A 20,179-nucleotide genomic window follows, 5' to 3' on the forward strand; every position below is an offset into this window, starting at 1 on the left:
TTTTTAGAACGGCCGGCTCGACACGGCTGTCAAACAGAGGGGACTGCAATGGAAAACCGGAAGAACAAATTTTCGTCGACACGCGAAGGTCTCTCGCGACGCAATGTGCTGGAGCTCGGCGCGCTTGGCCTGGCAGCGGCCATGCTGCCGGGTGCGGCCTTCGCCAAGGACAAGAAACTGAAGGTCGCGGCGATCTTCGCGACGCCGATCGAGGAGCCCTGGGACAACCAGATCCATGTCGCCTTGCAGAAGGCGGAGAAGGAACTCGGCATCGAATACAAATGGTCGGAAAAGGTGCAGACAGCCGACTTCAGCCGAGTCATGCGCGAATATGCGCAAGGCGGCTACCAGCTGGTGCTGGGCGACGCCTTCGCCGCCGAACGTGAATCGCGCCGCACCGCAAAACAGTTCCCGAAGACCGCCTGGCTGTTCGGTTCTGGCGCCGGCCCGGCCGAACCCAATTTCGGCGTCTTCGACAACTGGATCCATGAGCCCGCCTATCTCTCGGGCATGATCGCCGGCAAGATGTCGAAGTCGGGCACCGTCGGCGCCGTCGCGGCGATGGGCATTCCGGAAGTGAACCGGCTGGTCAACGCCTTCTTCGCCGGCGCCAAGGAGGTCAACCCGAACGTCAAGAAGAAGGTCGCCTTCATCGGTTCCTTCTTCGATCCGCCCAAGGCCAAGGAAGCCGCGGTCGCGCAGATCGATGCCGGCGTCGACGTCATCTATGCCGAGCGCTTCGGCGTCATCGAGGCGGCGGTCGAGAAGAAGATCCTCGCCATCTCCAACATGTCGGACCAGTCGAGCCTCGGCCCCGACACGGTCATCACCGGCCCGGTGTGGGACATGTATCCGACGGTCGAACAGGCGATCAAACTGGTCAAGGCCGGCGTCTACACCGCGCAGGACTATGGCGACTTCTCGCGCATGGCCAAGGGCGGTTCCTATCTCGCCCCCTACCACAAGTTCGACAAGACGCTGCCGGCCGAGGTCAAGGATCTGGTCGAGAAGAAGAAGGCCGAGATTCTTGAGGGCAATTTCCGCGTCGACGTGGATGAAAATACGCCGGTTTCGGATTGAGCCTTGCTCACCCTCCCCTTGTGGGGAGGGTCGATCCGCGAAGCGGAGCGGGGTGGGGGTCTTCAGCGCCGCACCCCCACCCCGGCTCACGATCTCGGCTTCGCTGCGATCGTAAGCCGACCCTCCCCACAAGGGGGAGGGTGAGGAGCCGCGCCATCTCATCGGAGCATTCTGACCCTTGTCCGCCCCACTCATCGAAATGCGCGGCATCACCAAGAGCTTCGGCGCCGTCAAGGCGAACGAGGCTGTCGACCTCAGCGTCGCGCCCGGTGAAATCCTCGGCCTGCTGGGCGAGAACGGCGCCGGCAAGACGACGCTGATGAATGTGCTGTTCGGCGCCTACGCGCCGGATGCCGGGGAAATCCTGGTCCAGGGGCAGCCGGTACGGATCACCAGTTCAGCCGATGCGCTGGCCGCCGGCATCGGCATGGTGCATCAGCATTTTCACCTCGCGCCACGGTTGACGGTGCTGGAGAACCTCTTGATCGGCATTCCGGGCAAAGGCGGGCGGATCGACCGCGCCGGCGGGCTGGCGCGGCTGGCCGAAATCGGCCGCCAGCATGGACTGACGCTCGATCCCGACCTGCCGGTCTCGGCGCTGTCGGTCGGCGAACAGCAGCGGCTCGAGATCGTCAAGGCATTGTTTCGCGGCGCGAGGCTTCTGATCCTCGACGAGCCGACGGCGGTGCTGGCGCCGAGCGAGGTCGACAGGCTGTTTTCGGCGCTGCGCTCGATGGCGGCGCAAGGCCTCGGCATCATCTTCATCTCGCACAAGCTCAACGAGGTGCGGGCGCTCACCCATCGCTGCACGGTGCTGCGGCATGGCCGCGTCGCCGGTCGCGTCGACGATCCGGCCAACACGACATCCGCCGCCATGGCGCAGCTGATGTGTGGCCACGAGATCGTGCCGCCGGCCAGGGGGCCATCAACGCCGGGCGAAGCGGTGCTGACGCTCGATGGCATTTCCACCTCGAACCATGCAGGCACGGTGCTGCGCGGTGTGTCGCTTGCCGTCCGCTCCGGCGAAATCCTCGGCATTGCCGGCGTGTCCGGCAATGGCCAGCGGGCGCTGGCGGAGGTGATTTCGGGCGTGCGCTCGCCCGATGCCGGCCGGATGACGATCGCCGGCCAGACGGTCTCGCGGTTCTCGCCGCGCGAGGTGCAGGCGCTCGGCCTCGGCCGCATCCCGGAGGACCGCATGACCACGGGTCTGGTCACCAATCTGCCGCTTGCCGATTCGATGGTGCTGCCACGCATCGGTACCGCCGCGTTCAGCAGCAAAGGCCTGCTCAAGCCGGATGCGATCCGCACCTTCGCCGAAGAACAGATCAAGGCCTACGATATCAGGTGCCCCGGGCCGATGACACGTGCCGGGGCGCTGTCGGGCGGCAATCTGCAGAAGGCGCTGTTGGCGCGCGAACTCGCTTTCGATCCGAAGGTTCTGATCGTCTCGCAGCCGACGCGCGGCCTCGACATTGGGGCGGCGCGCTTCATCCACGAAAAATTCCTCGACATGCGGGCCAAGGGCTGCGGCATCATCGTCATCGGCGAGGATCTGGAAGAACTCCTGGTGCTCTGCGACCGCATCGCGGTGATGTATGAGGGCCGCATCGTCGGTACGCTCGACAGTGCTGATGCGACGATCGCGCGGCTCGGCCTGCTGATGACCGGGGCGGAGGGGAGGGCATAGCATGGATTTTCCGCCGCGGCTCTTCGCACGGACCTCAAAGGATATCGCCCGCTTTTGGCTGACTTTGAATGTCGGCGCCGCCCCTCACCTGCCTGCCGGCATCCTCTCCCCGTATAGAGACGGGGAGAGGGGCGCTCTCATCGCTGCTTTCGCCAACCACCGACGTTGCACGAAAAGTGCCGAGGTCGCGGGCAGTTCCCTTCTCCCCGTCCCTATACGGGGAGAAGGTGCCGGCAGGCGGATGAGGGGCAGCGCCAACGCCGGATCCGTCGGTTGGGCTGCTGCGCCGAGTGCGGAGGGCCACAGCTGATGTTTCGCCTGGAAGTTCGCACCTCGACGCCGACCTGGTTCAATCTCGCGCTGCCGTTGCTGGCGATCGCGGCAACGCTTGTCCTGTGCAGCGGCCTGATCGCGCTGGCCGGCGCCGGCATTCTGGAATCCTACGGCGTGATGTTCACCGCCTCGCTCGGCGACAGCTACGCCATCACCGAAACGCTGGTGCGCGCCGCACCGATGATCTTCACCGGGCTGGCGGTCGCCGTCGCCTTCCGCGCCAAATTCTGGAACATCGGCGCCGAGGGGCAGTTGCTGGCCGGTGCCGTCGCCAGCTGCTTTGTCGGCGCCATCCCGATGCCGGGAGCGCTCGCCATGCTGTTGATGGCAATCGCCGGCGCCGCCGCCGGTGCGGCCGTCGCGCTGGCGCCCGCGACGCTGCGGGTCAAATTCAAGGTCGACGATGTCGTCAGCTCGCTGTTGCTCAACTCGGTCATCTACTACGCGCTGATGGCGCTGATCGAAGGACCGTGGAAGGACAGTTTCAGCGGCTATCCGATCTCGCCGCCGATCGAGGATTCGGCCAATTTCCCAGTGCTGATTGAAGGCACGCGGCTGCATCTGGGCGTCATCGTGGCGCTGATCGCAGCACCGCTGATCTGGTTCCTCATCGCGCGCACGACGCTTGGTTTCCGCATCAGGGTCACCGGCGAGAACCCGGAAGCCGCCCGCTATGGCGGCATCCATGTCGAGCGGGTGCTGCTCTCGACCGCGTTGCTGTCCGGCGCGCTGGCGGGGCTCGCCGGCGTCGGCGAAGTCGGCGGCGTGCATTTCCAGGTGATGAGCGACATCTCGCCGGGCTACGGCTATTCCGGCATCGTCGTTGCCATGTTGGCGCGGCTCAATCCGCTGGGCGTCGTGCCAGCGGCGATCTTCCTCGCCGCCGTGATGACCGGCGCCGAGGCGATGTCGCGCGCGACAGGCGTGCCGGCCTTCCTGAGCGACGTCATCCAGGGCACTGCCTTGCTGGCCATGCTGGTGGCGCTGCTGTTTACCGCCTATCGCATCCGCCGCGTTGGAGTCGCCACATGAGCGTGGTGCTGGAACAGATCTTCCAGGTCGGCTTCCTGGCCGCCATCATCCGCATCGCCACGCCTTTGGCTTTCGCCACGCTCGGCGAAATGTTCTCCGAGCGGGCCGGCGTGCTCAATCTCGGCATCGAAGGCATCATGCTGCTCTGCGCCATGACCGGCTTCACCGCCACCAGCCTCAGCGGCAGCCTGTGGCTCGGCGTCCTGGTGGCAGTGCTGACCGGCATGCTGATGGGCGCGCTGCATGCGCTGTTCACCGTGATGCTGGGCCTCAGCCAGCATGTCTGCGGCATTGGCGTGACTTTGTTCTCGTCGGGCCTTGCCTATTTCCTCTACCGGCTGATCTTCGGCCAGCAATCGGTGCCGCCTGCCATCAAGGGTTTTCAGACGCTGCCGATCCCGGTTCTGTCGGACATTCCGGTGCTCGGACCGGCGGTGTTCAACCAGTTCGCACTGGTCTACATGGCGATCGTTGCCATACCGCTCGCCGCCTTCGTGCTTTACCGCACACCCTGGGGCCTGTCGGTCCGCATGGTCGGCGAGAACCCGCGCGCAGCGGACTCCGCTGGCGTCAGCGTCATTGCCACGCGCTTCCAGGCCGTCATCCTCGGCGGCGCGCTGATGGGGCTGGCCGGCGCCTTCCTGTCGATGGCGCAGTTCAACGCCTTCACCTTCGGCGTCGTGTCGGGGCGCGGCTGGGTGGCGATCGCGCTGGTGGTGTTCGGCCGCTGGGACCCGTGGCGTTCGGCGGGCGCGGCACTGCTGTTTGCCTTCGTCGATGCGTTGCAACTGCGCATGCAGGCCAGCGGCTTGGGGCATATCCCCTACGAAGCGTTCCTGATGCTGCCGTTCATCTTCACCATCGTCGCCATGGCTGTGATGTCGCGCAATGCGGTGGCGCCCTCGGCGTTGTTGAAGCCGTTTCGCAGGGAAGAGCGTTAGCAAGGCTTGGGTTCCTCGCCCCCGCAAAAGCGGGGAGAGGTGGCCGCGAAGCGGTCGGAGAGGGGGCCTGCGACGCTGGTGAATTGTTTACGAGTCCAAGGAAAGTCGAGCCATTCCCCCTCTCCGTCTCGGCTTCGCCGAGCCACCTCTCGCCCACTCGCGTGGGGGCGAGGAACCTAGATTCTGAAAGCCTCACATCGCCGTAAAACCATTGTCCACGAACAGATGCGCGCCGTTGACGAAGCTCGACTCGTCGCTGGCCAAATACAGTGCGGCCTTCGCCACCTCCTCCGGCTCACCGATGCGCCCCTGCTGCGCCGCCAGCGCCGCATCCGAAACATCGACGCCGAGCTTGCCGAGGTCGGCGACCTCGCGCAGGCCGTGCGGCGTCCTGATAAAGCCGGGGCAGACGGCATTGCAGCGGATGTTGCGGTCGCGGAACTCCACCGCGATGGCGCGCGCGAACATGTGGCAGGCGCCCTTGGTGGTGTCGTAGAGCACCTCCATCGGTGTGGCCGCTACCGCCGAGATCGACGAGGTGCAGACGATCGAGCCGCCGCCCGCCGCGATCATGCCGGGCAGCACGGCACGCGTCATCAGGAACATCGAACGCACATTGACGGCATGCAGCCAGTCCCATTCCTGCACGGTCGTCTCCAGGAACGGCTTTATCACGATGGTGCCGGCGTGATTGAACAGCACCGTGACCGGCCCGAGTTTTTCGGTCGCGCCCTTCACCGCCGCCTGAACCTGCGCCTCGTCGGACACGTCGGCGACAAAATGCTCGGCGACATGGCCGCGCGCACGGATCGCCGCTGCCGTTGCGGCCGCTGCCTCGCCGTTGCGATCGATGATCGCGACCTTGGCGCCTTCGGCCGCGAACAACTCAGAAGCCGCGCCGCCCATGCCCGTCGCGCCGCCCGAAATGATGGCAACCTTGCCGGTTAGTCTTTCGCCCATTTTTGTTCCCCTGTTCGACCCAGCTCGCATTTGTTTGTCGCGCGATGCTACCGCGCCCGCACAAGGCGGCCAATGGACGAATTGGGTGCAGCGCGAACAAGGCCATAGGTCCATTCGGACGCGTCCAGAGCAAGGCTCATGCCTGCCGATCAATCGCGCCGGCAAGCGATCCCAGCAACTCACAACCAACTTAATCCCTGGGGAGAGAAAAATATTCTGCCTACAGCCCAAAAATAGCAATCGACAAAGTCTACAAGTTTTATAGATTAACCGGCGAGACGGAGGTCGATATGTCCTATATCCAGAACGCTCAGACTGACAGCACCGGCCAGAGGCTGGCCAATGCCCAGACCTTTCGCCCGGCCTATGCCGGAGCTTTCGCCTATCTCGTCTTTGCCCTTGCGTTTGTGTTCACCGGGGCCGTCGTTCTGGGCCTTATTCCCTAGGGCACCGCATCGACAGGGGCCAACCGCCCCGCTGTATCAGGCAATCGGAGTTGAATGAACCGGATCCCGGTGCGTTTGCGCGCGGCCGCGATTCGAATTTCAGCGCATCCATGATTCCAGCGATGGAGGAGATGACAATGCCGATCGAATTCACCCATGTTCCCGGCAAGACCGCCGACGCCGCCATTCCGTTTTTCTATGATTTTGCCGAGACGGCGACCAAGCTCGGACTGATCGAGGATGGCGGCTTTCAGAAGATCGTCGTCGACGATTCGGCCGGGCTGCTGACCAATATGGATCTTGCCGCTCAGGTGCTCGACCGCACCGCCTCGCTCGAGGTCGTGCTGACCCACTGGGCAGGTGTCGTCGAGCCGACCGTGGCGGCGCGCCAATTGGCATCGATGGATCGAAAAAGCGGCGGTCGGCTGGCGCTCCGGATGATCAGCGAGCCGTTGAACGATGACGATGCCGAGTCGCGGCCGGCCGGGCATGGCGTCATCTGGCAGCGCATCGACGAATATCTCGTGCTTTTGAAACGGCTGTGGTCGAACGACCGGCCCTTCGATCATGAAGGCGCCTTCTACAGCATCAAGGGCGGCTACGTGCCGCGCAAAGGGCCGCACGGCGCCGACCTGACCATCCGCATGGGCGGGCAATCGGGAACGGCGCTGAAAGTGGCCGGCCGGCATGCCGATGTCTTCGAACTGGCGCCGGGCTCGATCGACGATGTCAGGCAGTTGATGGAGCGGGTGCGTAGCGCTGCCGCCGAACATGGCCGGGCCGGCAAGCTGCGCTTCGCGCTTCCGGTGCGGATCCACCAGGGCGCTTCCGCCACCGGCCACAAGGCGGTCGACCTGTCCGGGCCGCCCGCCCAGGTCGCGTTGTCGTTGCTGGCCTATGCCGGGCTCGGGATCGATGAGTTCATGATCGTCGGCGTCGACACGCCGCGCGAGATCGCGACGGCCGGCCGGGAAACGATCGCGCTGCTGCGCAACTCGCTGGCGCGCCGCGAACATGATGTTTTCCAGCCGGGGGCCTACGCGCCTCGCACGGGACTGGAGACGCTTGCAGCACGGTGACGTCAATCGTCTGCGTGATGCCTGTTGCCAAGCCGCGACAGGCCATCGATGACGGCGGCTGAATCGGCCAGGACGCCGAACACGCCGTCCTCGACCGTCACCATGTGAAGCGCCGCCTCGTGAGCTCTCTGGTCGCCACTGGCGCAGGCATCGGAGATCGTCAGGCACTGAAGGTTGCGGTCGCAGGCCTCGCGCAGCGTGGTGTGCACGCAGACGTCGGTCGTGCAGCCGGAAAACATCAGGTGCGAGATGCCTTGCGCGCGCAGCACAAGCTCGAAATCCGTATAGGTGAAGGCGCTGTTGCAGGTCTTGTCGACGATGATGTCCTGCGGCGCGACGTCGATCTCCGGAACGATCTGGAACCCCGCGCCCGAGCGCAGCAGTATGTCGGTGCCGTCGAGACCGGAGCGCTTGCGGCGCCATTTCTCATAGGGCGTCATGTCGGCCATGTCGGCGCGATAGCCCTGCCTGGTGTGGATGACCGTGACGTCGGCTTTGCGCGCGGCTGATATCAGCCGGTTCACCGTGGGCAGGATCGCCCGCAGCGGCGAAGGGTCATATCCTTTTCTGGCGAAATAGCCCGTGGTCGACAGGAAATCCTGCTGCAGGTCGATGACGACGAGTGCCGTGTTTTTGGCCACCAGCCTGCCGTCATACGGGAAGTCGAAGGGCGTTGCCTTGATCATCCGAGGGTGTCTCCTTGCCTATCGCGAGAGCCATCCTGACTGGCGAAGCTCAAGTCGTCCACTCAGGCCGCGGCTCTGACGCGAAGAAGCAGGATGTTGCGGGCATCGCGCTGCCGCAGGCGAACGTCATCGGCTGTCCCGGCGAATTGTTGACTGTTGCAGTCATCTTCAATGTTGACTTGCATAGTCATGTTTAATAATCAACCCAGACATCGGACTGCCGAGGCCAGAATAGGAAATCGGCGACCGCGTTGGAGAAAGCCAATGGAGCTGAACCTGCCGCACGATCTGTCGCCATGGGGCATGTTCATGGCCGCCGACATCATCGTGAAGGCGGTGATGATCGGATTGGCCTTCGCTTCTTTAGTCACCTGGACGATATGGCTGGCCAAATCGTTGGAGATTCTTGGCGGCAAACTGCGTATCCGCCGCGCCGTCCGCGCGATCGGCGATGCCGCGACGCTGAAGCAGGCGAGCCGCGCGCTCGACCGCAGTGGCGGCCCCGGCATGCTTCTGGTCAAGGCAGCGGAAGAAGAGACCGCGCTCTCGGCCGGCGCGCTCGACCATGCCGGCGGCGACGGGCTGAAGGAAAGGGTCGCCTCGCGCCTGTCGCGCATCGAGGCGGCGGCGTCGCGGCGCATGTCGCGCGGCACAGGCGTGCTGGCGACGATCGGGTCAACGGCGCCCTTCGTCGGCCTGTTCGGCACCGTCTGGGGCATCATGAACGCCTTCATCGGCATTTCGCAGGCGCAGACCACCAATCTGGCAGTGGTCGCGCCGGGCATCGCCGAAGCGCTGCTAGCCACGGCGATGGGCCTCGTCGCGGCAATTCCGGCAGTGGTGATCTACAATGTCTTCGCCCGCTCGATAGCCGGCTACCGGCAGATCATCGCCGACGCCTCGGCGGGCGTCGAGAGGCTGGTCAGCCGCGACCTGGACTTCCGCACGGTCGCGCCGGCGACGGCGCCGACGGCGGAGTAGCGACGCCATGGGAAGCAGAATCCGCCAGACCCTGGACGACGATCTCGAGGAGAGCCACGAGATCAACGTCACGCCCTTCATCGACGTCATCCTGGTGCTGCTGATCATCTTCATGGTCGCCGCCCCGCTGGCGACGGTGGACGTCAATGTCGACCTGCCGGGCTCGACGGCGACGCCCGCGCCGCGACCCGAAACGCCGTTGTTCCTGACCTTGAAGGATGATCTTACGCTGGCTATCGACAACGACAGCGTGCCGCGCCCGGCCTTCGCGGCCACGTTGGACAGCAGGACCAGGGGCGACAAGCAGACGCGCATCTTCCTGCGCGCCGACAAGGCGGTCGCCTATGGCGACCTGATGGAGACCATGAACCTGCTGCGCGGCGCCGGCTATCTGAAGATCGCGCTGGTCGGCCTGGAGACGGCGCCCGCGACCAATGCGCCGGCACCCGCTCCCGCGGGAACGGCCGCGCCATGACGCAGGCGGCGGCCCCGCCCACGACTTACCTGTCGCGCTTCGGCTGGCGCGATCTTGGCTTGTGGACGGGTGCGGCGGTGCTGGTGCTTGGCGCCCATGTCGCAGTCGCCTATGCGGTGCAGAGCTTCAGTCCGATCGAGACGGATGGCGGGCCGCTGCGGGCTCCGATGATCGAAATGGTGCCGATGACGGTGATGCCGGCCGTGCCCGAACAGGCGGCGATGCTTGAAGCAGCGATGCCCGACCAGGCCGAACCAGTCGAGGAGGCCGAGAGGGTCGCCGAAGCCGAGCCCGAGAAGATGACCGAACAGACCGAGCCGACAGCCGAGCAACCGGAAATGGCGCCGCCCGACGAGACCGAGCTGACCACGACAGCCGAGCCCGAACCGGCCGATCAGCCGCCGTCGGACGAGGTCATTCCCGATGTCGTCGAGGCCGTCACGCCCGAGGTCGTCGTTCCGTTGCCGCAGCCGAAGCCGGTCGAAGAAGCCAAGGAAAAGAAGCTGGTCCAGGCCAAGGCGAAAAACCCGGCTGAGAAACCCAAGCCGCGGCCAAGGAAGGAAAAGGCCGAGCCGGCAAGGACGGTTGCCACCGCAAGCGCGCAGACAAGGCCGGCGGCAAGGGCGGCCGCGCCGAAAGCGGCGGCAGGGTTCTCGGGCATAAGCCCGGCCAAGTGGGAATCCCGGCTGGCGGCATGGATCAATCGGCACAAGCGTTATCCAAGTGCTGCGAAATCCAGGGGAGCGCAGGGCAATGTGAACGTGGCCTTCGCGGTGGACGCATCCGGCAGGGTGGTGTCGGCGCGCGTGGCGCGTTCTTCGGGCGATCCCGACCTCGACCGCGCCGCGCTCGCCGTGCTGCAGGGCGCAACGGTGCCGGCACCGCCGCCGGAGCTCGGTTCCCGCGTCAGCCGCACGGCGCCGTTCGTGTTCAATTTGCGGGATTAGAGCAGAGGCCCGACCCGTGCTGTCCGATCTTTGTGAGGACCGCAGTCAATGGCTCATCGACTGGCACAGCGCTTCGACCTGATCCAGGTAGAAGCGGCATTTCGTGCGCAGTGTCCTGAGGTTTGGATCGTCGGCGCCGTTGATCTCGATGGTCTGCATCATGAAGTCGAAATGGGCGTGGAAGGCGTCCGCCGCGCCCCACAGGCCGTCTGCCTGCCAGGTGTCGGCCATCGCCAGGGAAATCAGATGCCGGGCCTCGGCGCGTGCGGCATCCGGCGATGCCGGCCGACTGGCGATCAGGGTCTGGAGCCGGCCGAAGATGCTGTTCCTGGCGTCGGCGCTCCTGATGGGTGCGATCATGTTCATTGGCGGGTCCCCCTCGAATCTCTATGCATGAAGTCCATTTGCGGGCCGCGGGCGATCAAGGCGGGGATCGCAGCGCCGGCGCGCACACGGCTGCGTGTTGCATCCGCTACGCTCTCCTTTGCAGAGCGTGGTTGTCCTTCGGCTTGGTATGCATCGGGTTGCCGCTGAGCTGCGCATGCCTTGCCGGCTGCGCGCCGCGCAGGACGTCGAAGGCCTCGGCATAGGCCATGCCGAGCAGGTAGGAGATCATGGGAAAACGGCTTGCTTCGGCCATCTGCACGAGCTCATTGCTCATTGTCGCGATATATTGAAGGCTATCGATCTCTGACTGACGTAGGGACTGATTGGCCACGTGCTTCTCCTGTCATCGGATGGAACTCAGGGAACGCGTATTGGCTACACGGACATACTAAGACGGCTAATTAACGGACTGACCCACCGAATGCGGGTTTGGTTCCGGGGTCGAAAGGGTCAACGCATAGATGGGTGCATCGGTGAGACGGTCGAGGCCGAGAAGACGCTTGATCGCCGAATGGCTGAGCGCTGCCGTGGGGCAGGCCGACAGACCATGCCTGGTCGCCGCCAGCATCATGTTCTGGCCGATATGGCCCGCCTCGATCAGCACGACGCGGTAGGCGTTGGCATCCTCATATTTCCACATGGTGCGGTCGAGCCTGGCGCAAAGCAGGATCAGGCAAGGCATGGCATCAGCCCATTCCTGACCGCCGACCAGTTCGGAAATCTTCGGCAGATGGTTGGCCGAGATCCTGCCGAGGTCGTGATCGGCGGCGGAATAGTGGTAGACGCCGGGCTCCAGGCCCTCGACGCCAAGCGCAACCACATAGGCCTCATAAGGGTTGCGTGCGCCGCCCGAAGGGGTCATGCCCAGCGGCAGGGCGCCGACGCAGTTGCTGGTCTCGCCGGTAATGCCCATGCCCGCGAACAGGCAGTCGGAAAGCTGCCGCGCGGTGATGGTGGGGGCGGCCGCGGTGCGGTTGGTGCGGCGCCGCGCCATCAGGGTCAGGAGTTCGTTGTCGTCGAGTGCGTTTGGCAGCCGAATGGCGCCGGCGGCATTCTTGAGCATGAGGTCGGGCTGTGCGACATGGCCGGCGCGTTCGATCTGGCGGGCCTCGGCCTGTTCAATGGTCATGAACTCCGAGTCCTGGACGCAGAAGTGCATCAGCGCGGTCGGGATGCCCCAGTTCCACTGTCCGGAAAATCTTGTTTCCTGTTCGGCCAGCGGTGAGCCGGCGGTGACCAGGGCGGAAAAATCGAGCAATTGCGGGACGACGGCGCTCAGGTCGGACGTCGACCATCCGTGAGCGCGCGAGATTTCCGCGGGAGAGGCCCATTCGTCCCAGGATGCGAGGAGACCGATCACCTCGGGGCTGCATTCGAAGACGCTTCGGGTCAGGAAATTGCAGGCCGTGACCTTGTTGGTCCCGGGATAGAGGACGAGCGTTTTTGAAGAGCGCATTTTCATGATGCTGAATGCCGTTTTGTGAATGCGAGGCGCCGACAGGCGAACCGCCCATCGGCGCCGAACGGCTTCAGCGCTTGTTGTAGTGCATGCCCTGCGAGAAGAAGACGGTCTGCGTGCCCGCGGCGACCGTCAGCTTCGGGGCATTGTTCACTTTCTTGGCCATTTTTATCCCTTTCCCGACCCCCAATGGGATCTGTTGAAAGACCCCGGCAGCGGGATCCGCGTGAAGAAAGGTAAGGTCGAAAGAGTTAATGGTTTGTTAAAATTGTAGTAAAGGCAGTGTTATCTAAAATATCTTTCTTGGCGATAAAGTCTAAAATATCGATTTTGCTCAGATATGGAGTAGGCAATCGTCACCATACGCTTTTTCGGGATATCCTTATTCTTATTTAGCGTAACCTGGCGACTAAGCCAGTCCGTCCCGGGCGAGGCTGGCGACGAGTTGATCGATGCCGGGATCGTCGAGCCTGACGACATGCGCCATGCGGATCGCATGCCGTGGCCGGATGCCGGACATATCCTGCCGCATGATGACCGATACGAATGCCGGCCCGGCCTCTGTCAGAAGCATGGCCTTGCCCGTCAACACCGGTTCGGAGATGGGAGCCCACTGCACGGAAATCAGCGACGGTTCGCCGGTCTGGCGACGGTTGACGCCGCTGAAATAGATCCAGTTCAGGCGCGAGATGGCCACGCCATAGTGGTTGCCGCGCGCCCGCGCCCATGTCGAGCCACGGCGCTCCGACCACCCGGTGACCCTGCGGAATGTGACCAGTTCGGCCTCGCGACGCACGAAGGTCACCGACCGCATCAGGAGGTCGGGACGGGCGGGGATGGAAAAGTAGGTGAAATAGGTACCGCCCGCGATCGACGGGGCGGGCGGGCGGATCATCTGGTTGAACAGACTTTCGGAAATCGGCGGCAGACCGGGAGCCCTGTGCTCGGGGGTACCAGGGTCCTGGTAGAGTTCGGCCTCGTCGATGCGGAAGTAGTCGCAGATCAGCTTGGCGGTGGCTTTGTTTGGAACGGTCTGCCCTTGCAGGTATCGCTCAAACTGCGTGCGGTTGATGCCCAACTCACGGCATACCGCGCTAACGGAGGCATGGTCCTTGCAGAGTCGTCGGAGATTTGCAGCGAGGTTCTCGCGAATGGACACGTCTTTGCTTTCGCAGGCGAATTCTTCATTTCAAACTCGGAATCCCTGTAGCGCCTTCGGTCGCCCCCGCCGAAACGCCTTGTCACAACACACAGAAAAAACCGATTTGAGAACGCCACTCTAATGGGGCGGCTTCCAAAAAAAATAGCGGCGATCCGGCAACGGCCATCGCCATAAGTCCAATTGACAATTGCCTAGCCCCGGAGGTCGCGAAATTGCGTGCGGCTTTCTTTGGAGTGGAATTGGCACGCAGCGCCGCATGACGAGGCATGGGACGACCATTCGCCCTGGCGGCGCGGCGGAAAAAGCAGAAAACCAATTATTCCGCTGGTGGAGCTGAGGAGGATCGAACTCCTGACCTCGTCATTGCGAACGACGCGCTCTCCCAGCTGAGCTACAGCCCCGTCCAACGGATGGCGCATTTATCTGGCACGGCGGATTTCTGTCAAGGCGGGGTTTTGCCGAAAATCCCTGTTGCCCGATGCTTCGGTTGCCGGCCCTTGCCGGTTTGGCGTGCAATGGCTACATGTCGGCAACAATTGGAGACCGGCATGCTCGCCCTCATTCAAACCATCGTCATGGCGCTTGACCTCTACTGGTGGATCATCATCGCCTCGGCGATTTTTTCCTGGCTCTATGCCTTCAACGTCGTCAATTCGCGCAACCAGTTCGTCGGCAGCATCGGCAACATGCTCTACCGGCTGACCGAGCCGGCGCTGCGGCCGATCCGCCGCTTCATGCCGGACCTTGGCGGCATCGACATCTCGCCGATCATCCTGCTCTTGATCCTGTTCTTCGTCAGGCAGTTCATTCTCACCACGGTAGCACCCCTGGTGCTTTGAGCCCGACGATCGCATGAGTGCGCCGTTCCGCATCCGTGAGAACGGCATCGACCTGTTCGTGCGGCTGACACCAAAATCTTCCATGGACAGGTTGGAAGGCGTCGAAACGGCGGCGGACGGGCGAAGCCATTTGAAGGCGCGGGTCCGCGCCGTGCCGGAAAACGGCGCCGCCAATCACGCGCTGGAGAGACTGGTCGCCAAGACGCTGGGCGTGCCGGCATCGGCCGTTTCGGTTGTCGCTGGCGGCACGAGCCGGCTGAAGACTGTGCGCATCGTGGGCGATCCGGAGGCGCTGGCGCAGCGCGTTGAGGCGCTCGGCCTATAGAGCCTAGTTCTGCTAGGCGGTGCCCCCTCATCCGGCCGCTTCGCGGCCACCTTCTCCCCCCAGGGGAGACGAGGAAAGCGCCGGCGGTGGCTACCTCCTCTCCGCTTGGGGAGAGGTCGGATTGCCCCGAATTGTCTTTTGCAATTCGGTTGGCAATCCGGGTGAGGGGCTTCGCCCGGCGCGATCACCCCGGGGACGCCTTCAATCCCCCAATGGCAGCCTTGGATCGTCGACCTTCAGCGTGTTCACGCTCTGCTTGATGCGGCGCAAATTCTCCAGCACTTTCGGACCGCGCGTCTCGGCAACCGATGTCACGATCATGTCGACGATCGCCAGCAGCGCATAGCGTGACGATGTCGGCTTGTAGATGTTGCCGTCCTCGAGCGGCTGCAAATGGATGACCGTGTCGGCGGCCTTGGCCAGCGCCGAATCGGGCGCGGTGATGGCGACCGTGGTGGCGCCATATTGCTGGGCGACCTGCACCGCCTCGATGACCGAGCGCGCATAGCCGGACACCGAAAAAGCGACCAGCGTGGTTTCCGGCGTGGCTACGGCGGCGTACATGCGCTGCAACTGCCCATCGATCTGCGCCAGCACCGGCAGGCCAAGCCGGAACAGCCGATTCTGCATCTCGGTCGCCATCATCGAGGAGATGCCGCCAGAGCCGATGCACAGCACATTGCCTGACGTCGCAAGCCGCTCGGCGACGGCGACCAGCGTCGTCATGTCCAGGTTCTCGCTGGCGCGCTGGATGGCCGAGATCGCCGCTTCGGTGATGGCCGAGGCGATGCGCTGCTCACGCGCGTCGCGGCTCAACGGTTCGGGCGACAGATACTGGCCGCCAATGGCGATGGCCTGCGCCAGGTAGAATTTGAAGTCGCGCAGGCCCTCGCAGCCGAGATTGCGGCAAAAGCGCGTCACCGTCGGTTCGCTGACGCCAACGCGCGCGGCAATCTCGGAGATGGCCGCCTTGGAAGCGAAATCGAGATCGGACAGCACAAGGCCGGCCAGCCGGCGATCCGACTTGGTGCCGTCCTGCGACATCAGCTGCAGCCGCGTGATGATGTCGGCCGGCGTCTTCATGTCTGTTGTTTCGTCTTCATGCCGTTGCCCTCGGGGCAGGCCTTATAGCGGCAGGCCCGTCGCCTTGTCGAACAGATGGATGTTGCCGGGATCGACCGAGACCGGCAGCAGGTCACCCGGCTTGACCGGCACCCTGTCGCGGAACACGGCGCGCACCGTATCGGTGCCGATGGCGCCATAGACATGGGTCTCGGAGCCCGTCGGCTCGACGACATCCACCTTGAGCGCCATGGCATCGGCGGCCTCACCGATGATGAAGTGCTCGGGCCGGATGCCGGCCTCCACCGCATTGCCAGCCGGTGCCGCCTTGCCGGCAAGCGCAAGCCGTCCGCCGCCGGCCGATTCGAACCAGCTTTTCTCGGGCGTCGCCTTGAGGGCGCCGGAGACAAAGCTCATCGACGGCGAGCCAAGAAAGCCGGCGACGAACTTGTTGGCCGGCCGGTCATAGAGTTCGAGCGGGGCGCCGACCTGCTGGATCCGGCCGCGGTCCATCACGACGATGCGGTCGGCCATGGTCATGGCTTCGATCTGGTCGTGGGTGACATAAACGATGGTCGATTTCAGCCGCTGGTGCAGCGCCTTGATCTCGGTGCGCATCTGGACGCGCAACTGCGCGTCGAGATTGCTGAGCGGCTCGTCGAACAGGAACACCGAGGGTTCGCGCACGATGGCGCGGCCCATGGCGACACGCTGACGCTGGCCGCCCGAGAGCTGGCGGGGGTAGCGGTCGAGATAGGAGAAGAGGTTGAGCACCCCGGAGGCCCTCTTGACCTTGTCGTCGATGGCGGCACGGCTCTCGCCACGGATCTTCGGGCCGAAGCCGATATTGTCGGAGGCCTTCAAATGCGGGAACAGCGCATAGGACTGGAACACCATGGCGATGTTGCGCTGCTGCGGCGGCAGATCGTTGGCGCGCGTGCCGCCGATCATGAGGTCGCCGTAACTGATCGTCTCCAGGCCGGCCAGCATGCGCAGCAAGGTCGACTTGCCGCAGCCGGACGGGCCGACCAGCACCACGAACTCGCCGCTCCTGATGTCGAGGTTGATGTCCTCGAGGATCTTGTGCTGGCCAAAGGATTTCGACAGGTTGCGAAACAGGACGTCGGTCATGGTCACGCTCCCAATATGTCGTCGATGAATGGCAGGCAGCCGGCGGTCAGTCCGGCATCCACGGGCATCACTACGCCTGTTACGCCCGATGCACGGTCAGAGGCAAGGAAAGCCACGGCTTCAGCCACTTCCGAGGCGTTGACGATGCGGCCGAGCGGGTAGAGGCGCTTGAGCTTGCCCAGGATTTCCGGGTCCTTGGCCAGGCGATGGTCCCAGGCGGCGGTGCGGATCGATCCGGGACAGACGACATTGGCGCGCACGCCGCTGCGGCCGAGTTCGACGGCGATCGATTTGGCATAGGCGTTGATGCCGGCCTTGGCCGCGGCGTAGGCCGGATTGCCGAAATGCGCGATGGCGTTGACGGAGGAGATGAAGACGACGCTGCCTGACCTGCGCGCCGCCATTGCCTTGACGATAGGGTCGGCGAAAGTCATCACCCCGGTCAGATTGAGGTCGAGCTCGTGCTCGATCCTGTCGGCATCGAGCGCGGAAATCGTCTCGGCGCGCGTCCAGCCGGCATTGTTGATCAGGATGTCGGGCACGCCGTCAATATCCAGCACGGCGGCGATCCCCGCCTCGATCGAAGCCCGGTCGAGAAGGTTGAAGACATGGCGCGAGGCAAGGTGCGGGCTTGCCAGCGCCTCCTGCGACTGGTCGCAGCCAACCACCCGGGCGCCCCTTCCGGCCAGCAATGCGACGATCGCCGAGCCAAGGCCGCCGCCGGCACCGGTGACGACGACAGTGCGGCCTTCGAATTCGGCTTTCGAAACCACGGCGCTTGCTCCTCCCGCAGGTCAGGCAGATGTCGGCAGGCTACCGAAAGGAATGTAATTAAGCAACATGATAATCCGCTTGCATGCCGTGAATTCCTCGATAATGTAGGAAAGTCACATAAATCTTGTGCCTGTATCGGCACAAGGAGCGCAAATGCGCGGAACAATGGGAGAGATCAGATGAGCCTTGCCAAATGGACTGTCGGCCTGATGGCCGGAATGAGCATGCTGGCCTTCGCGGCGCAGGCGAATGCGGGTGAAGTACGCGTAACCGTCGCCGAATACAGCGCCAAGACCGGTCCGTATTTCGAAGAGGTCAAGAAGGAGTTCGAGGCCAAGAACCCCGGCATCACCATAAAGTTCGAGGTCGTGCCGTGGGATGTGCTGCTGCAGAAGCTGACCACGGACATCACCGCCGGCACCAATGCGGATCTGTCGATCATCGGCACGCGCTGGCTGATCGACTTCGTCCAGCAGGGCGTCGCCGAACCGCTAGACAGCTACATCACGCCAGACTTCAAGGGCCGCTTCATCGACACCTTCCTGTCGCCCTCGATCATGGACGGCAAGACCTACGGCTTGCCGATCGCCGCTTCGGCGCGCGCGATGTATTACAACAAGGAACTGTTCGAGAAAGCCGGCATCGCCAAGCCGCCGGCGACCTGGACCGAGCTGCAGGACGATGCCCGCAAGATCAAGGCGCTTGGATCCGGCGCCTTCGGGTTCGGCCTGCAGGGCAAGGAGATCGAGACCGACGTCTATTACTACTATGCGATGTGGTCGCAAGGCTCGGAAATCCTCAACAAGGACGGCACGTCGGGCCTCGGCACGCCGGGCGCGCTCGAAGCCGCCAAGCTCTACAAGTCGATGATCGACGAGGGGCTGACCGAACCAGGTGTGACCTCCAACAACCGGGAGGACGTGCAGAACCTGTTCAAGCAGGGCAAGGTCGGCATGATGATCACCGCGCCCTTCCTGTCCAACCAGATCAAGGACGAGGCGCCGAAGCTCAAATACGGCGTCGCCGCCATTCCGGCCGGCCCGACCGGGGCGCGCGGTACCTATGGCGTCACCGATTCCATGATCATGTTCAAGAACTCCAAGAACAAGGATGAGGCCTGGAAGCTGATGGACTTCCTGTTCACCACGGAACAGCGCGCCAAGTTCACGCAAGGCGAAGGCTTCCTGCCGGTGAACAAGGAAGAGGCCAAGATGGATTATTACGTCAACAACGCCGATCTGGCCGCCTTCACCGCGCTGCTGCCCGACGCCCGCTTCGCGCCGGTCATCCCGGGCTGGGAAGAGGTTGCCCAGATCACTTCGGATGCCATGCAGAAGATCTATCTCGGCGGTGACCCGGAGGCAGGCTTGAAGGACGCGGCGGCGAAGGCCAATGCAGTGCTGAAGAAATAGGGCGTATCTCCCTGCGCCCCGTGGCGCGCCCCAGACTCAGGCGGGGCGCGCCACATCTTGCAGATGCGAATTTTGGATTCGCCAGCCAGGCCAGCCGATGCAAAATCGTTTCCTGCCCTATCTCCTGACCTTGCCCAGCCTGTTCCTGGCGGCGGTCGTCATCTTCTGGCCGGTCTGGGACCTGATCCAGATATCGACGCATGACGTCAATCGCTTCGGCCAGTTGCGCGAGTTCAGCGGCCTTGCCAATTTCGCGTCGCTTGCCGCCGATCCCGATTTCGTCGCGGCACTCTGGCGCACCGGTGTGTGGACCGTGCTGGTGGTCGGCGGTGCGCTGCTTTTGTCGGTGCCGGTGGCGATGATCCTCAACACCGATTTCTACGGCCGCGGCCTTGCCCGCGTCATCATCATGCTGCCCTGGGCGGTGTCGCTGACCATGACGGCGGTGGTCTGGCGCTGGGCGCTCAGCGGCGAAAGCGGCATGCTGAATTCGGCGCTGCTTGGCCTTGGCCTGATCGACCACAACATCCAGTGGCTGGCCAGCGCCGAGACGGCGTTCCCGATGCAGGTGCTGATCGGCATATTGGTGACGGTGCCGTTCACCACGACGATCTTCCTCGGCGGCCTGTCGTCGATCCCGGACGATCTCTACGAGGCGGCGGCGCTCGAGGGCGCCACGCCGCTGCAGCAGTTCCGCGAGATCACCTTTCCGCTGCTGAAGCCGTTCATCAACATCGCCATCGTGCTGAACACCATCTACGTCTTCAACTCCTTCCCGATCATCTGGGTGATGACGCAGGGCGGGCCGGCCAACTCGACCGACATCCTGGTCACCCACCTCTACAAGCTCGCCTTCCGCATCGGCAAACTGGGCGAGGCCTCGGCGGTGTCGCTGGTGATGTTCGCCATATTGCTGGTCTTCACCATGATCTATGTGCGGTTGGCGATGCGGGAGCAGCGCGCATGACAAACAAGCTC

Annotated in this window: 22 protein-coding genes and 1 tRNA gene; 13 read left to right on the top strand and 10 right to left on the bottom strand. The window is 63.8% G+C overall.

What is annotated here, in order from left to right:
- Positions 1–48: 48 nt before the first annotated feature.
- The 4 genes from D3242_RS08670 to D3242_RS08690 all read left to right on the top strand — a co-directional run bounded on the left by D3242_RS08670 (position 49) and on the right by D3242_RS08690 (position 5,076).
- A complete protein-coding gene (locus D3242_RS08670; protein ID WP_019861931.1) occupies positions 49–1,080 on the top strand; it encodes a BMP family protein in 1,032 nt (343 codons plus the stop codon).
- A gap of 178 nt (positions 1,081–1,258) precedes the next feature.
- Positions 1,259–2,770, top strand: coding sequence for an ABC transporter ATP-binding protein (locus tag D3242_RS08675; RefSeq protein WP_064981390.1), 1,512 nt, complete (start codon positions 1,259–1,261; stop codon positions 2,768–2,770).
- A gap of 309 nt (positions 2,771–3,079) precedes the next feature.
- Positions 3,080–4,135 carry an ABC transporter permease gene (locus D3242_RS08685; RefSeq protein ID WP_064981386.1) on the top strand — a complete coding sequence of 352 codons (1,056 nt, stop codon included), beginning with the start codon at positions 3,080–3,082 and terminating at the stop codon, positions 4,133–4,135.
- Positions 4,132–5,076, top strand: coding sequence for an ABC transporter permease (locus tag D3242_RS08690; RefSeq protein ID WP_019861928.1), 945 nt, complete (start codon positions 4,132–4,134; stop codon positions 5,074–5,076). Before D3242_RS08685 ends, D3242_RS08690 begins: the two co-directional genes overlap by 4 nt.
- A 192-nt stretch (positions 5,077–5,268) precedes the next feature.
- On the opposite strand, the gene D3242_RS08695 is transcribed toward D3242_RS08690, so the two are convergent.
- Positions 5,269–6,036 (bottom strand): SDR family NAD(P)-dependent oxidoreductase, encoded by a 768-nt coding sequence (locus tag D3242_RS08695; protein WP_019861926.1) that lies wholly within the window; start codon positions 6,034–6,036, stop codon positions 5,269–5,271.
- Positions 6,037–6,326: 290 nt separating this feature from the next.
- Between D3242_RS08695 and D3242_RS08700 the strand changes: the two genes are divergently transcribed.
- Together D3242_RS08700 and D3242_RS08705 are read left to right on the top strand one after the other, a co-directional pair.
- A complete protein-coding gene (locus D3242_RS08700; RefSeq protein ID WP_019861925.1) occupies positions 6,327–6,482 on the top strand; it encodes a hypothetical protein in 156 nt (51 codons plus the stop codon).
- A 137-nt stretch (positions 6,483–6,619) separates the two neighbouring features.
- Positions 6,620–7,561, top strand: coding sequence for an LLM class flavin-dependent oxidoreductase (locus D3242_RS08705; protein ID WP_064981742.1), 942 nt, complete (start codon positions 6,620–6,622; stop codon positions 7,559–7,561).
- 2 nt (positions 7,562–7,563) lie between these two features.
- Here the strand turns inward: D3242_RS08705 and D3242_RS08710 are convergent, their stop codons facing one another.
- On the bottom strand, positions 7,564–8,247 hold the full coding sequence (locus tag D3242_RS08710) for a cysteine hydrolase family protein (RefSeq protein ID WP_064981384.1): 684 nt from the start codon (positions 8,245–8,247) through the stop codon (positions 7,564–7,566).
- Positions 8,248–8,511: 264 nt separating this feature from the next.
- On the opposite strand from D3242_RS08710, the gene exbB reads away from it, so the two are divergent.
- The 3 genes from exbB to D3242_RS08725 are packed head-to-tail and all read left to right on the top strand — an operon-like array spanning position 8,512 to position 10,650.
- Complete coding sequence (exbB, locus tag D3242_RS08715; RefSeq protein ID WP_223217839.1) at positions 8,512–9,228, top strand: tonB-system energizer ExbB; 717 nt, start codon at positions 8,512–8,514, stop codon at positions 9,226–9,228.
- Between the two features lie 7 nt (positions 9,229–9,235).
- Entirely contained in the window at positions 9,236–9,703 is a 468-nt protein-coding gene (gene exbD, locus D3242_RS08720) for a TonB system transport protein ExbD (protein WP_038650413.1), read from the top strand.
- Positions 9,700–10,650: a TonB family protein gene (locus D3242_RS08725; RefSeq protein ID WP_064981383.1), complete on the top strand. Its 951-nt coding sequence runs from the start codon at positions 9,700–9,702 to the stop codon at positions 10,648–10,650. The genes exbD and D3242_RS08725 overlap by 4 nt, the downstream gene beginning before the upstream one ends.
- A 45-nt stretch (positions 10,651–10,695) precedes the next feature.
- On the opposite strand, the gene D3242_RS08730 is transcribed toward D3242_RS08725, so the two are convergent.
- The 5 genes from D3242_RS08730 to D3242_RS08755 all read right to left on the bottom strand — a co-directional run bounded on the left by D3242_RS08730 (position 10,696) and on the right by D3242_RS08755 (position 14,059).
- Complete coding sequence (locus D3242_RS08730) at positions 10,696–11,016, bottom strand: hypothetical protein (protein WP_064981381.1); 321 nt, start codon at positions 11,014–11,016, stop codon at positions 10,696–10,698.
- A 106-nt stretch (positions 11,017–11,122) separates the two neighbouring features.
- On the bottom strand, positions 11,123–11,368 hold the full coding sequence (locus D3242_RS08735) for a hypothetical protein (RefSeq protein ID WP_064981379.1): 246 nt from the start codon (positions 11,366–11,368) through the stop codon (positions 11,123–11,125).
- Between the two features lie 66 nt (positions 11,369–11,434).
- Complete coding sequence (locus D3242_RS08740; protein WP_223217840.1) at positions 11,435–12,493, bottom strand: SagB/ThcOx family dehydrogenase; 1,059 nt, start codon at positions 12,491–12,493, stop codon at positions 11,435–11,437.
- 412 nt (positions 12,494–12,905) lie between these two features.
- Complete coding sequence (locus tag D3242_RS08750; RefSeq protein WP_019861910.1) at positions 12,906–13,655, bottom strand: helix-turn-helix domain-containing protein; 750 nt, start codon at positions 13,653–13,655, stop codon at positions 12,906–12,908.
- A 328-nt stretch (positions 13,656–13,983) separates the two neighbouring features.
- Positions 13,984–14,059: transfer RNA gene (locus tag D3242_RS08755), tRNA-Ala, on the bottom strand.
- 147 nt (positions 14,060–14,206) lie between these two features.
- Between D3242_RS08755 and D3242_RS08760 the strand changes: the two genes are divergently transcribed.
- Both D3242_RS08760 and D3242_RS08765 read left to right on the top strand, forming a co-directional pair.
- On the top strand, positions 14,207–14,497 hold the full coding sequence (locus tag D3242_RS08760) for a YggT family protein (RefSeq protein ID WP_027047523.1): 291 nt from the start codon (positions 14,207–14,209) through the stop codon (positions 14,495–14,497).
- A gap of 13 nt (positions 14,498–14,510) precedes the next feature.
- Entirely contained in the window at positions 14,511–14,822 is a 312-nt protein-coding gene (locus D3242_RS08765) for a DUF167 domain-containing protein (protein ID WP_064981375.1), read from the top strand.
- A 201-nt stretch (positions 14,823–15,023) separates the two neighbouring features.
- Here D3242_RS08765 and D3242_RS08770 read toward each other — a convergent pair whose 3' ends face one another.
- The 3 genes from D3242_RS08770 to D3242_RS08780 are packed head-to-tail and all read right to left on the bottom strand — an operon-like array spanning position 15,024 to position 17,788.
- Complete coding sequence (locus D3242_RS08770) at positions 15,024–15,905, bottom strand: MurR/RpiR family transcriptional regulator (protein WP_019861906.1); 882 nt, start codon at positions 15,903–15,905, stop codon at positions 15,024–15,026.
- Positions 15,906–15,947: 42 nt separating this feature from the next.
- Entirely contained in the window at positions 15,948–17,015 is a 1,068-nt protein-coding gene (locus D3242_RS08775) for an ABC transporter ATP-binding protein (RefSeq protein WP_064981373.1), read from the bottom strand.
- 2 nt (positions 17,016–17,017) lie between these two features.
- A complete protein-coding gene (locus tag D3242_RS08780; RefSeq protein ID WP_064981371.1) occupies positions 17,018–17,788 on the bottom strand; it encodes an SDR family NAD(P)-dependent oxidoreductase in 771 nt (256 codons plus the stop codon).
- Positions 17,789–17,968: 180 nt separating this feature from the next.
- Here D3242_RS08780 and D3242_RS08785 point away from each other — a divergent pair, with 180 nt between their 5' ends.
- Together D3242_RS08785 and D3242_RS08790 are read left to right on the top strand one after the other, a co-directional pair.
- Positions 17,969–19,201 (top strand): ABC transporter substrate-binding protein, encoded by a 1,233-nt coding sequence (locus tag D3242_RS08785; RefSeq protein WP_019861903.1) that lies wholly within the window; start codon positions 17,969–17,971, stop codon positions 19,199–19,201.
- A 97-nt stretch (positions 19,202–19,298) separates the two neighbouring features.
- Positions 19,299–20,168: a carbohydrate ABC transporter permease gene (locus D3242_RS08790; RefSeq protein ID WP_010912213.1), complete on the top strand. Its 870-nt coding sequence runs from the start codon at positions 19,299–19,301 to the stop codon at positions 20,166–20,168.
- The last annotated feature ends 11 nt before the right edge of the window (positions 20,169–20,179 follow it).

This window comes from Mesorhizobium jarvisii (assembly GCF_003601985.1).
GTDB lineage: Bacteria > Pseudomonadota > Alphaproteobacteria > Rhizobiales > Rhizobiaceae > Mesorhizobium > Mesorhizobium jarvisii.